Raw genomic sequence first — 13,770 nt, 5'->3', positions numbered from 1 at the left:
TATATCACAATACGCTGCCCGCTACGTCCGATGACGCCCCTGATCGACCCCTAGGAGCGGCATGCGGGTGGGTTCCGGAGCGAACGTCGCGCATCGTTTCCGCTAGTGATAGCCAGAAAGGCTGTGGTGCAAACATATTGACGCCGTGTCGGCTGGGAAACCCTCTGCTAGCGCATCTTTCGGCACCGAGGCACTGTCACGTCATCTTGACGATCGCTAGTCTCGAAAGGGTAACCCGCCGCCGCTGGACCTATCGGCCGGAGCGGCGACCAGGTTGGACCAGTACATCTCGATATTCGATGGGACGGTTTGATGAAATCACGAACACTCTCGGGCTTATCGGTAATCGCCGCTATCTCGGGTATCACGGCCACGATGGTCGGTGTTCCCGCCGCTGTCGCCGCCCCGCCCGCGCCGTCGGACAAACTGTGCACCATGTCCTACCCGGTCCCGGCGGGCGACTTCTCCACCCCGGCGTCCAGTGATGTATTCGCGACCTCCGGTAACGGCTCGCTCGATCTCCAGCTCCAGACGAATGCCGGAACGGATATCGCCTACGAACAGAAATTCTCCGTTGTCTGGGCGAATATCGACACCGGCAAAAGTGGTGTGGCGGACACCTCCGCGCTGGTGAAAGGCCCAGAGAACGTCCTGTCCATTCCCGCGTTCGAGACGAAACCCGGCCGACTTGCCTTGACCCTCAGCGTGTTCAACCACGGCGAGGGCCAGAACTACACCAACGGCGAGTGCAGCGTGGAGTACCAGGCGCAGTAGCCGAACGGCCCGGCCGATGGTCGGCCGGGCCATTCGAGTCGAGGTTCAGTCGGCCTTGATCTCGCTGCGGTCGCCGCTCCACAGCGTGTGGTACTTGCCCGGCATGTCGATGCGCTCGTAGGTGTGCGCGCCGAAGTAATCACGCTGGGCCTGCGTGAGGGCGGCCGGGAGGCGCTCGGCGCGCAGGCCGTCGTAGTACGCGAGCGACGAGGCGAAGGCGGGCACCGGGATGCCGAGCTGGACGGCGGCCGAGACCACGCGGCGCCAGCTGTCGATCGCGTTCTCGATGGCCGCCTGGAAGAACGGGTCCAGGATCAGGCTCGGCAGCTGCGCGTTGGTGTCGTAGGCGTCCTTGATGCGGTTCAGGAAGCGGGCGCGAATGATGCAGCCGCCGCGCCAGATGGTGGCGAGGTCGCCGGGGCGCAGGTTCCAGTCGTATTCGGTGCTCGCCGCGGCGATCTGATCGAAGCCCTGGGCGTAGGCGACCACCTTGGACGCGTACAGCGCGCGCTCGATGTCCTTGGTGAACTGCTCGACGTCGGCAGGCTTGTCGGCGAGCCGGCCCGCGGCCAGTCCGACGGCGGCGCGGCGCTGGCCGGTCGCCCCGGACAGGGCACGGGCGAACACCGCCTCGGCGATGCCGGTCACCGGGACGCCGAGGTCCAGCGCGGCCTTGACGGTCCAGCGGCCGGTGCCCTTCTGCTCGGCCGCGTCGAGGATGACATCGACGAGCGGCTTGCCGGTCTTGGCGTCGACCTGGTTGAGCACCTCGGCGGTGATCTCGACGAGGTAGCTCTCCAGCTCACCCTGGTTCCAGCCGGTGAACACGTCGGCGATCTGCTTGGCGTCGAAGCCGAGCGCGTCGCGCAACAGGTGGTAGGCCTCGCCGATGAGCTGCATGTCGGCGTACTCGATGCCGTTGTGCACCATCTTCACGAAGTGGCCCGAGCCGTCCGGCCCGATGTGCGTGCAGCACGGGGTGCCGTCGACCTGCGCGGCGATCGACTCCAGCAGCGGGCCGAGCACCTCGTAGGACTCTTTCGGCCCGCCCGGCATGATGGCCGGGCCGTTCAACGCGCCCTCCTCGCCGCCGGAGATGCCCGCGCCGACGAAGTGCAGGCCGCGTTCGCGCAGCGACTTCTCCCGGCGGATCGTGTCGGTGAACAGGGCGTTGCCGCCGTCGATGATGATGTCGCCCTCGTCCATGGCGGCGGCGAGTTCCTCGATCACCGCATCGGTCGGGTCACCGGCCTTGACCATGATCAGCACCCGGCGCGGCTGCTGCAGCGCGCCGACGAACTCCTCGATCGTCTCGGTGCGCACGAAGTCGCCCTCGTCGCCGTGCGCCTCGAGCAGCGCGTCGGTCTTGGCGATGCTGCGGTTGTGCAGTGCGACGGTGTGTCCGTGCCGGGCGAAGTTGCGCGCGATATTGCTCCCCATCACCGCGAGGCCGGTGACCCCGATGTGGGCGCGTGCGTTCGATCCCGCCGAAGACGTCATGCTGAAGGGCCTTTCACTCGGCGCGGACCCTGGCCGCGCTCCACTGACTTCTCGACTTATGAGCGTGCTGCTGATCGCCCTGGCAAGCGGTGCGCACCGAAACAGCAGGTAGCCGGTCCGGTGGTTCCGCTTGTGTCGCAAGAGAACCTGCCGTCCAACCTACATGGGTGCCCTGCCGGGCTCGTCGGGTCGGCCCCGGTTCGAGCGGCTCGACGTCCGTGCAGGTCACGGTCGCAGCGCGGCGTGCAAGGGGGCTTGGCATAGGATCCTCGGGTGCCCCTACGTCGCTGGATAGTTGCGTTGACGGTGTTCACCTCGGTCGCCATGACCGCGGGCTGCGGCGACGGGGGAAAGCCCGCCGCGGACCCGGTCGAGGTCGGCGTTCTGGTCATCACGATGTTCGATCCGGAGACCGAACCGTGGTTGCAACGGGAGTCGTTGCCGATCACCGTCGAGGTGCCGACCGCGTACAAACCGGTGCACTGCAACGCAGACGGACTGTGCGTCGCCGAGACCGGGCAGGGCAAGACCAACGCCGCGGCCACCATGATGGCCCTGCTGGACAGCCCGAAACTCGACTTCACGAAGGCCCACTTCCTCACCGTGGGCACCGCGGGCGCGCCGCCGGACCAGGTCACCCTCGGCTCCGCGACCTGGGCCCGCTGGGTCGTCGACTTCGACCTGGGCAACCACCTCGTGCCCGCCGAGGCGCCGAGCCTGCCGCACGGTTACCGCCCCGTCGAGAGCTACAACACCGCCGCCTATCGGCTGAACGACACGCTGATCGACACCGCCTTCGGCCTGACCGAGCACGCCACGCTGGCCGACAGCCCCGAGGCCGCCGCCGAACGCGCGCTGTTCGGCCAGGCGGGCCGTAAACCGTCGGTGGCCAAGTGCGACACCATGACCGGCGACGACTGGTTCTCCGGCAAGGAACTCTCCGACACCGCCCGGCACATCATGGGCGTGCGCACCAACGGCGAGGGCAACTACTGCACCACGCAGATGGAGGACAACGCGACGGCCGCCGTCCTGGACCGGCACGGTTATCTGGACCGCTACCTGTCCTTGCGCACCGTCAGCAACTTCGACCAGCCCTATCCCGGCCAAACCGTGCTCGAGCACCTCGAACAGCAGTCCGCGGGCTTCCGCCTCTCGCTGGACAACGGCTACACCCTCGGCCGCACGGTGGTGGACCACTTTCTGAAGAACCCATACAAACCCGCCCGCTGAGGGGGATGAGGTGTGGTCGGCTGGTTTGCGCGGGGCCGGCGGTCCTGCCCTCGGACGCGGACCACATTCCTCATTCGTCTCGGTCGTAGTCGGCGATGCCGCGTTTCCAGTACCCGGCGATCAGGTAGTCCTTCTTCGCGATGCCGAGGTCGTTGCGCACCCAGCGGCGCAGGGGTTTCAATACGCCCGACTCGCCGGCCAGCCACGCGTAAACCCGTTCTCCGGTAGGAACTTCGATACTGCGGACGGCCTTTTCGAAGGCGTCCCCGGTGCCGGGTGCGGCATCGCCGCGATGCACCCAGCGCACGTCGACAGCGGCGGGCGGATCGAGGGGAATCTCCTCCTCGGATCCGCGCACCTCGATGACCGCCCACCCGGATGCGGTGCGCGGCAACCATTCCAGCCAGCGAGCGATGGCGGGCAGGGCGGTGATGTCACCGGCGAACAGATACTTGTCGTAGGTCTTCGGCACTACTTCACCGCCGGGCGGGCCCGCGATGTGAATCCTGGTGCCCGGCTGAACCTGCAACGCCCACTCCGAGGCGAGACCGCCGGGGTGAATGGCGAAGTCGATATCGAGTTCGCGGTCCTCGGCGCTGAAGCGGCGCACTGTGTATTCGCGCGATACCGGTCGCGGTGAGCCCCACTCCAGGGAGAGTCCGTCCCGGCGGGGCAGCAGCAGCACACCCTGCTCGTCCGGAAAGATCAGCCGCACATGCTCATCCGGCACGTAGCTGTGGAATCCGGCCAAATCCTCGCCGCCGAAGGTGATGCGCAGCAGGCCGGCGCCGACCTGTTCGGTGCGGATCACCTCCACATCGCACAATCCGATCGGATATCCGACTTTTGCCCCGTGCTCACTCGACAGCACCTCGACGATGCGTTCGGCGTAGGCGGCACGATCCATCATGGCTTCTCCTTTCTCAACAGCGGCGCGGCGGCCAGCGACGTCACCGCGGCGAGTACCAATACGGATAGCCCGTAGACCACGAGAGCGGTTCCAGGCGTGAAGAATTGGCCGACGACTCCAGCCACCATGGAGCCGACGGCGGCACCGGTGACGGACTGCACCATGAGCAGGCCCGAGATGCGGCCGCGCAGCTCTTCGGGGGCGTCCCGCTGCAGAATCGCGTAGCGCAGCACCATGTTCAGCGCACGGGCCATACCGAACCCGGCCAGGCCGAGGAATACGAGCGCGGCGTGCGGTGCGAGGCCGGCGACGATGACTCCGATCGGCATGAGCGCCAAGGAGATCAGCAGTGCGAGGCCCGGACGGCGATTGCGGCCGATCCACCCGCTGGTGAGCGAGCCGAGTACCGCGCCGGCACCGGGTGCGGCATAGAGCAGGCCGAGAGCGGTCTCCCCCACACCGAGTTCGTCGTCGGCCAACGCGGGCAGCAAGACCAGCGGACCGCTCACCATCATGGCGATGGTGCCGGTCAGCAGGGCCGCACGAATGACCTTGTGCCGGGCCGCGAACGTGATGCCGACGGCCAGTTCACGCAGCGGATGCGCGATCTCTCGCACGGGCGGCGGCTGCGGCCCGATGGACCGGATGAGTCCCACGGTGGCCGCGGTAGCGCCCGCACAGAGGAAGAACGGCAGCGCCACCCCGGTTTTCGCGATCAGCAAGCCGGCGATGGCCGGGGCGATCATGGTGCCCAGATCGGTGGTGAGCGAGGTCAGCGCACCGGCGGCCGCCACCTTGTCCCGTCCCACCAGCATGGGGACGAGCGCCATGAGCGCCGATCCGCTGACCCCGCCGGCCAGGCCGTCGACCACGCCCGCGGCGTAGACGACGGCCAGTGACGGATGCGGCAGCAGCGCGTTCACACCGAGCACGAGAAACCCGAGACCGGCCGCGCTGCGCGACCATTGGATGACGTCGCGCCGGTCGAACCGGTCCGCGATCACCCCGCCCGCCAGACTCCCGGCGAACAGGGCGATCGCGGTGACCGTGGTGACGCCGGCGACCTGCAGGGTCGATCCGGTGGCCTGGTAGACCTGCACGGGCAGGGCCACCATGAGCAGCCCGATACCGAGCACCGAGATCAGCCGGGCCGCGAAGGCGTTGCGGAATTCCCGGCTGGCGCGCAGGGGCGAGGTATCGATCAGCAGGCCGCCGAGGGGTGTCACTTGAAGCGCTCCGCCAGCAGGTCGAGGGTGGACATGGCGCTGCGGTAATCCGGACGCTGGCTGGTGGTCGGCAGTTCGTAGACCTGGCCTGCCCGGAACGCAGGCAGTTGGGCCAGCATCGGGTCTTCCTTCAGCTGGGCGATGTTGCGGCCGCCGTCGAGGGTGACCACGAACAGCACCGGTGCGTCGACGACGGTGCTCAGCAGTTCGGGGCTGAAGCTCACCCAGTCGCCGGCCGCGGGCCGGGGCGGGTTGCCTGCCTTCGCCTCGACCTGGTCGTCCATGGTGATGCCGACCGAGGACAGCAGTGCGGCCAGCGGGGTGTTGGGGGCGACCAGGGTGGGCTTGTTGTCCTTGCGGGACTGCATCACCGCGGTGGCGCCCTGCGGCACCTTGATACCGGCCTTCACCTTCGCGACCTTGTCGTTGTACGCGGTGATCAGCTTGTCCACCTTCGCGGACTGGTTCACGATGTCGGCCACCGACTTCAACTGGTCCTGCCAGTTGGTGATGTTGGACGGCACCAGCGCGGTCGGGGCGATAGCGGTGAGCTTGTCGTAGTCGTTGATCGACTGCTGGCCCGGGTAGCCCGGTCCGCCACCGATGATCAGATCCGGCTGCTGGGCGGCGATGAACTCCAGGTTCATGCTGTCGCCGGACGGCACCGCCTCGGTGCCCTGTTGCTTGGCGTCCGCGGCCCAGGCCGGGGGGAACTCACCGGGCTTGAGCGTGACGCCCAGAGCGCGCGGATCCGCGGCCTTCACCTTCGCGCCGAGGTCGTAGAGGTAGCCGGCGAGCGCGCCGTTCACGACTACGATCCGCTGCGGATCGGCGGGCACGGTGACGACGCCCTTCGCGGTTTCCACCTGGCGGGTGCCGGACTTGCTCGCCTCGTCGGAGGCGGAGTTGCCGCAGCCCGCCAGCACCGCGACCAGCGCGAGGATGAGCAGAGCGGCGGCGGCACGAACGCGTGCCGTCATTCGGTGAAGTGACATGGATGGGTGTTCTTTCTGTCTTGTCGGGGGAGAGGTCATGCGCGAATCGCCGGATCCACGTCGAGCAGCGCCGCGACCTCGGTCCAGCCCTTGGGGGACACGATGTCGAAGTGCGAGTAGGGGAGTCGCCGGACCACCAGCTGGGCGCCGGCGGCTCGCCACCCGGTCAGCTGGGCCTCGGCGCGTCCGGGTTCGGTGCCGGTGTCGGCGGAGTACAGGGCCATCGGGCCGCCGTAGCGCGGTGATTCGGACTCGGTGACCATGCGGAGCAGCGCCGTCGCGGCCGCGCGGATGGCCGCCGCGAGCTCCGGCTGGTCCTCGGGAATTTCGGGCAGCAGCCGGTCCAGCTCGGCGGGGTCGGTGAGGCTGCGAACGGCCCGGTCGGTGAGATCGCTCAGCGGATGCGAATCGACCAGACCCACGTAGGCGAGCTCGTCGCCCTCGGCCGCCATGGCCGCGGCCAGTGCATGCACGATATTGCCGCCCAGTGAGTAGCCGAGCAGACTATACGGACCCCGCGGCTGGATGCGGCGGATGGTGGCCAGGTAGTGCCTCGCGAGATCGTCGAGCGTGCGGGCGTGGAAATCGTTGTCGCTCAAGACCGGTAGCTGCAGACCCACGATCGGCCGGTCGGCGCGCAGCAGCCGGGCCAGCGGACCGAACTGCCATGCGGTGCCGCCCACCGGGTGGACGCAGAACAGCGGTGCGGCCGAGCCGCCGGTGCGCAGTTCCAGCACGTGATCGAGGCGGCGGCCCAGCATCGCGAGTCCATCGACCGACGGCGACGCGCCCGACGCGGCTGTGCCGAGGCGCGCCGCGAGCGCGCGCGGGGTGGGTGCGGCGAACACATCGTCGAGCACCGCCGCGATGCCCGCACGACCGAGCCGTCCGATCAAGCGCACGGCCGAGAGCGAGTGGCCGCCCGCGGCGAAGAAGTCGTCGTCCGCGGCGATCTCGGGAACTGAGAGCACTGCGGCCATGGCCTCGCGCACGACGTCGAGTTGACCCGCGTCGCGCACGACGTCGAGTTGACCCGTTTCGCGGACGACGGTCGTCGTTGCCACCTGCTCGGGTGCGGCGTAATCCGGCGCCGGCAGCGCCTTGCGGTCGATCTTCTCGCTGGCGGTGCGTGGAATATGGTCCAGCACCAGCAGGGCGGCCGGAATCATGTAGGCGGGCAACGCCGTACGCAGCTGTTCGCGCACCGCCTCGGTGTCGAGTTCGACCCCGGACCGGGCGATGAGATAGGCGACCAGGCGCTGATCGCCCGGGGTGTCCTCCCGCAGCAGCACGACGGCCTGGGCCACACCCGCGCAGGTGAGCAGTGCCGACTCGATATCGCCGAGTTCGATCCGCTGGCCGCGCAGTTTCACCTGGCTGTCGCCGCGGCCGACGTACTCGAGTTCACCGGCGGGGGTCCACTTCACCAGGTCGCCGGTCCGGTACATCCGGTCGCCGTGGCCGTACGGGTCGGCGATGAACGCGCCTGCCGTGAGGTCCGGGCGGGCGAAGTAGCCGCGGGCCAATTGCACACCGGTGAGATACAACTCGCCGACCGTTCCGGCCGGGACCGGGCGTAGCCGCTCGTCCAAGACGCGGACGCCTGCTCGGCTCGCGGCGCGGCCGATGGGGACGGACAGGGTGTCGGCGTCGGTGGTCTCGTGGTAGGTGATGCACACGGCGGCCTCGGTGGGGCCGTAGAGGTTGTTGACCTGTGCGCCGGTGTCGGCGCGGACGCGGTGCGCGGTGGCGGGCGGGAGGGCTTCGCCGCCGGTGATGACGCAGCGCAGCCGGCTGCCGGTGAGGTCGGTCTCCTCGGCCAGCACGGTGAGCATGGAGGTCGTCATCTGGACGGTGGTCACCCGCTCGTCGCGCATCAGCTGCGCCTGGTAGTACGGGTCCTTGTGGCCATCGGGCCGGGTCGCGACGATGCGGGCGCCGACCAGCAGGGGGAGGAACAGTTCCAGCAGGGAGGCGTCGAAGGTGGGCGGGGTGCGGTAGAGGACGGTGTCGGCCGGGCCGAAATGCTGTTGGCGCTGCAGCCATTCGAAGGTGTTGACGATCGACTCGTGGGCGACCGTGACGCCCTTCGGGACGCCGGTGGAGCCGGAGGTGAACAGCAGGTAGGCGGCGTTCGCGGGACGCAGTGGGGAAACCCGCTCGGCATCGGCGATCTCGATGTCGGCGAATCCGGTGGTATCCAGCTGGTCGACGGCGACGACCTGGGCTCGGCCGGTAGCGAAATCATCGGCCGAGGTGCTGAGAACCAATGCCGGAGTAGCGGTTTCGAGAATGTTGTCGATCCGTTGTGCCGGCTGTTCCGGATCGATCGGCAGGTAGACGCCGCCGGAACGCATGATCGCGTGGGCGGCGACCACCGAGTCGAGGCAGCGATGCATGGCTACCGCGACCACTGTTTCGGGGCCGATAGCCCGTGAAATCAGCCAGCGAGCCAGGCGGTTCACCCGGGCATGGAAGTCGGCGTAGTCGACCGTGACGCCCTCGGCGGTGACAGCGGACGCGGCGGGATCGATCGCCGTCGTGCCCCAGGTTGCGAGGGTTTCGCCGTGGGTTTGCCGCGGGCGAGCCGTCTCGATGACCGCCGCAACGGTGGCCTCGGGATCGGCGGTCAGCGCGGTGAGCACCGCGCCGAGCCGGTCCGTGAGCTGGGTGGCGACCGCCTCCGGCACTGCCGCCGGATCATGGTGCAGCAGTAGGTCGAACGTTTCATTGGGCCGCGCGGTCACCACGATCGGGTAGTGGGTGAGGCTGTGCACGGCGACATCGGCCACCCGCAGCTGATGGTGTTCCGGCTGTCGCAGACCGGATTTCGGGAAGTTCTCGAAGACGACCAGGCTGTCGAACAAGCGGCCGAGACCGACGGCCCGTTCGACGGTGGCCAGACCGAGGTAGCCCTGGGTCTGCATCTCGAACGAGGTCCGCTGGAAGTCGGTGAGCTGATCCGGCAAGGAGCGCCGCGAATCCAGGTGCAGCCGAACGGGAACCGTATTGCTGAACAACCCGACCGTGGTCTCGACGTTCGCCAGCTCCGCCGGACGGCCGGAGACGACCGTGCCGAAGACGACGTCGGTGCGGCCGAGATGGTCGGCCAGCACCATCGACCAGGCGCCTTGCAGCAGGGTGTTCATGGTGAGCCCGAAGTGCCTGCTCACCTTCTCCAGGGTGGCGCCGAAGTCGTCGGGCAGCGGAACCCGCAGACCCACGGCGTGCGAGCGCTGTCCGACGATGCCGACCAGAGACGGTGCGGGCAACCCGGTGAGATAGTCGCGCCAGCGTTGCACCGCCGCTTCGGTGTCGCGGGTCCCGAGCCAAGCCAGATAGTCGCCGTAATAGCCGGGGACCGGCAGTGTTTCGCCGTCGCCGTGGTACAGCACAAGCGCCTCACGCAGCATGATCGGCACCGACCAGCCGTCGGCAAGCAAGTGATGCGCCATCAGGATCAGGCGCTGGGAGGTGTCGGTCATGCGGATCAGCAGGACCCGCAGTAGCGGTGGTGCGGAGATGTCGAACCGCTCGCCACCGGCCTGCCGCTCCAGATCGCCGGCGACCCGGTCGACCTCTTCGGCCGCGAGCGTGCGCAGATCCTCGACACGCCAACCCAATTCGGGCGAGCTGGGCAGCACCTGCACCGGCTCGTCGAACTGCTGGTAGCAGAACGCCGCACCCAGATTCGGATGGCGAGCCAGCATCCGCTCGAAGGCCGTCCGCAGCTGATCCGGCTCGACCGCACCGGCCAGCTCGAAACGCGCTGTCATGGTGTAGATGTCGTCGTCACCATCGCGCAGCGCGTGGAACAGCAGCCCTTCCTGCAGTGGCGAGAGCGGCAGCACGTCGGCGACCGGACCGTACCGCGCCGTCAGCTCGTCGATGCCCTGCTGCGGTAGCGCCATCGAGATACCGCGCGCCGCCGCAGGGGCAGCGGCGGATTCGGGGCCGGACGCCGCCGCGGCAGCGGTGGCGGCGAGCTCGGCCAGTGGACGCCGAGTCAGCAGGTCCTGCGGCGACAGGAGCAACCCTTGCTCGCGCAACCTGCTGCTCACACTGATGGCGGTGATGCTGTCGCCACCGACACCGAAGAAGTCATCGTCGACGCTGACCGCGTCATGGCCGAGCGCGGTCGAGACGATCGCACAGACAGCCGCTTCGGCGGGCGTTTCCGGTGACCGCCCACCCGCATCGGACGGTGGTTCGGGCAGGGCCTGCCGATCCAGCTTCCCGTTGACCGTGTGCGGGAGCGCGTCCAGCACGACCAGGCGCGACGGCACCAGATGGTCGGGCACCACATCCGCCAGCCGCGAGCGCAATTCGACGGACTTCAACACAGTGGCGCCGGCCGGCACCACATACCCGATCAAGGTGGGCCGCCCGGCGATCTCCCGAATGTCGGCAGCAGCGGCCCGCACCTCGGGTAGCGCGTCCAGCGCCGCCTCGACCTCGCCCAACTCGACGCGGTGCCCGCGAATCTTGACCTGATTGTCGACCCGCCCCAGGTACTGGTAGCCGCGTCCAGGGATCCACCGCGCCCGATCACCGGTGCGGTACATCCGCGCCCCCGGCGGACCGTATGGATCGGCGACGAACCGATCCGATGTCGCATCGGGACGACCGAGGTAGCCACGGGCAAGCTGTTGCCCGGCCACGTACAACTCCCCGACCCGTCCATCCGCGACAGCCTGTAATCCGTTGTCGAGCAGATAGATCCGCGACCCGGGCAACGGCCGCCCGATAGCCGGCACCTCGCCGTGCACCGACGCCGCGATGGCATCGACAGTGGACTCGCTCGGCCCGTACAGATTGACCGCAGTGATCCCCGCTCGCTGAATGCTCTGCCACAACTCCGGCGAACAAGCGTCCCCGCCGAGCGCCAGCAGCTGCGGCGCGATACGCGCGAGTCCGTGCTCCATCAACCCGGCGACAAAGGCGGGCGTCCCATCGATCACATCGATCCGATCCCGCCCGAACGCCGCGACGAGCGCGGCGGGATCCCGCCGAATCTGACTGTCGTACACCCGAATACAATGCCCGTCGAGGATCCACAGCAACGGATCCAGCGCCGCGTCGAAGGCGAACGACGTCGTATGCGCCACCCGTAGCGCCCGGCCCCCGGCCCGCGCCGCTGTTTCGGCGTACATTCCGCCTCGATGTGCGGCCACCAATTGCGCCAGCGCACCGTGGTCCACCAGCACGCCCTTCGGCCGGCCCGTAGACCCGGAGGTGTATATCAGATAGGCGCCACGCTTCGAATGCTCTTGCGCCGCAAACTCGTCTACCGACAGCACGCCGGAATGTTCCGTCAGCTCGGCCTGATACTCGGCGCTGTCGATATCCACCACACGGACTCGATTCGCCGGGGTGAGGTCCGCTGCCAGCGACCCGGTACTCAACACCAATTCCGGTGCGGCGTCGTCGATCATGTCGAGCAATCGCGGTATCGGGTGTTCCGGGTCGAGGGGCAGGAAAGTGCCGCCTGCCCGCCACACCGCGAACAGGGCCACCACCAAATCCGCCGAGCGCGGGAGGGCTACGCCGACGATCGAATCCGGGCGGATTCCGTTGGCGCGCAGGTAGTGCGCGAGCCGATCGACCCGGTGCATGAACTCGGTGGCGGTCCACTCCACGCCATCGGCGGCGAGCACGATTGCGCCGGGGTGCTCGGTGACCATGCGGTGCAGGGCATTCGGCACCAGCTCGATGGGCGCGGCGTCGGCCGGTGCCGAGCGTGCGGCCAGCAGTCGGTCGCGCTCGGCGCGGTCGAGCAGTTCGAGGGCGCCGACGGGCGGTTTGTCCACGCCGATGAAGGCGTCGATGACCCGCAGCAGGCCGTCGACGCGGCGGCGGACGGAGTCGCCGTCGTTGGTGCGCGCGTCGGATTCGAAGCCGAGCAGGACGGTGTCGTCCGGCAGGGGAGTGACCACCAGGCCGAGATCTTCGGGTGGGCCGCCCGCCACATTGCGCAGCACGCCCCGGGAGCCGTCGAAGTCGAGGGCGAAATCGAAGATTTTGAGGTTCATGCCGACGCCGTGCAGCAGTTCACCGGCGCCGTAACCGTGGAAGTCGCGGGCCAGGTCGTCGCCGCTGTAGCGCTGGTGGGCCCGGACCTCGCGCAGGGTGGCGGCTACTCGCACGGCGAGCTCGCCGAGGCGGTCGTCGGCGCGGACGGGCAGGCGAAGCGGGAGCACATTCACGGCCATGGCCGGAGTGGTCAGGGCGGCGCGGCCCACTCGGCCCATGAGCAGCATGGACAGGACCACATCGGAGCTGCCGAGCTCGCGCTGGAGATAGGCGGTGTAGCAAGCGATCAGGACGTCGGCCCAGGTGACGCCGTAGTTGTCGGCGCATTCCTTCAGGAGTGCGAGGGTCTCGGCGGAGAGGATGCCTTCGCCGCGGATCGTGTGCTCGACGGCGCCGCCGACATGGCGGCCGCGACCGTCCAGGTCCGGCCATGGCGTCAGCTGGTCGCGCCAGAACTGGCGGTCCTGTTCGAACTGTGCGCCCGCGCGGTACTCCTGCTCCTCGGCGACGAGGGCGGCTATGGTGCCGAAAGTCTGTCTCGGCGGCTTGGTTCCGCGCCGCATGGAGGTGTAGTGCCCGGCCACGCGGCGGGACAGCAGGGCAGCGCTGTAACCATCGACGATCAGGTGGTGATAGAGCTGCACACACCAGACCTCGGTGTCGCTCAGCCGGATCAGTGTGTAGTTGTACAGCTGGCGATCGACCATACCGCGGCAGTGTTCAGCGGCACGGTGGCGTTCGAGGGCTACCGCTTCGTGCGCCAGCGCCAATGGCTCGGCGGCTACCCGCAGGTCGATGGTCGGCCGCAATTCAGCTGCCGCATCGGTCACGAATTGCCGTGGGCCGTCGCCGGTTTCGCGGAACCGCAGCCGCATGTTCTCGGATTCGGCGACGGTGCGCCGGATGGCCTCCGCCAGCAGATCGACGTCGATGGGCTGCTCGCCGGAGATCTCCAGCACCTCACCGACGAGGTAACGCCCGGATTCCGGATCGAATCGCTGGGCGTTCCAGATGCCCAGTTGCGCTCCGGTGAGCGGCAATCCGGGATGACCCGTGCTCTCGTCCCGTTCCACCACTCCCATGGCAACTCCTTCACCAG

General features: G+C 68.4%; 7 protein-coding genes. 2 read left to right on the top strand and 5 right to left on the bottom strand.

Annotation, left to right across the window (positions count from 1 at the left end):
• Nucleotides 1-312 precede the first annotated feature (312 nt).
• Complete coding sequence (locus DBO33_RS34035; protein WP_159080662.1) at nt 313-774, top strand: hypothetical protein; 462 nt, start codon at nt 313-315, stop codon at nt 772-774.
• A 45-nt stretch (nt 775-819) separates the two neighbouring features.
• On the opposite strand, the gene gndA is transcribed toward DBO33_RS34035, so the two are convergent.
• Entirely contained in the window at nt 820-2,274 is a 1,455-nt protein-coding gene (gene gndA / locus DBO33_RS34030) for an NADP-dependent phosphogluconate dehydrogenase (RefSeq protein WP_107658698.1), read from the bottom strand.
• A 273-nt stretch (nt 2,275-2,547) separates the two neighbouring features.
• On the opposite strand from gndA, the gene DBO33_RS34025 reads away from it, so the two are divergent.
• On the top strand, nt 2,548-3,507 hold the full coding sequence (locus DBO33_RS34025) for a purine-nucleoside phosphorylase (protein WP_107658697.1): 960 nt from the start codon (nt 2,548-2,550) through the stop codon (nt 3,505-3,507).
• 70 nt (nt 3,508-3,577) lie between these two features.
• Here DBO33_RS34025 and DBO33_RS34020 read toward each other — a convergent pair whose 3' ends face one another.
• From DBO33_RS34020 to DBO33_RS34005, 4 genes are read right to left on the bottom strand one after another with little or no spacing between them, the layout of a single operon-like run.
• A complete protein-coding gene (locus DBO33_RS34020) occupies nt 3,578-4,417 on the bottom strand; it encodes a siderophore-interacting protein (protein ID WP_325050769.1) in 840 nt (279 codons plus the stop codon).
• Complete coding sequence (entS, locus tag DBO33_RS34015) at nt 4,414-5,643, bottom strand: enterobactin transporter EntS (protein WP_107658696.1); 1,230 nt, start codon at nt 5,641-5,643, stop codon at nt 4,414-4,416. Before entS ends, DBO33_RS34020 begins: the two co-directional genes overlap by 4 nt.
• The gene (locus tag DBO33_RS34010; protein WP_234391192.1) at nt 5,640-6,623 is read right to left on the bottom strand and encodes an ABC transporter substrate-binding protein; all 984 of its coding nucleotides are present in this window, start codon (nt 6,621-6,623) and stop codon (nt 5,640-5,642) included. The genes entS and DBO33_RS34010 overlap by 4 nt, the downstream gene beginning before the upstream one ends.
• Before the next feature lie 50 nt (nt 6,624-6,673).
• Entirely contained in the window at nt 6,674-13,753 is a 7,080-nt protein-coding gene (locus tag DBO33_RS34005) for an amino acid adenylation domain-containing protein (RefSeq protein WP_107658694.1), read from the bottom strand.
• Between the last annotated feature and the right edge of the window lie 17 nt (nt 13,754-13,770).

Source organism: Nocardia suismassiliense (assembly GCF_900269665.1).
GTDB classification, from domain to species: Bacteria; Actinomycetota; Actinomycetes; order Mycobacteriales; family Mycobacteriaceae; genus Nocardia; species Nocardia suismassiliense.
This window is presented reverse-complemented; position numbering and strand designations above follow the sequence as displayed.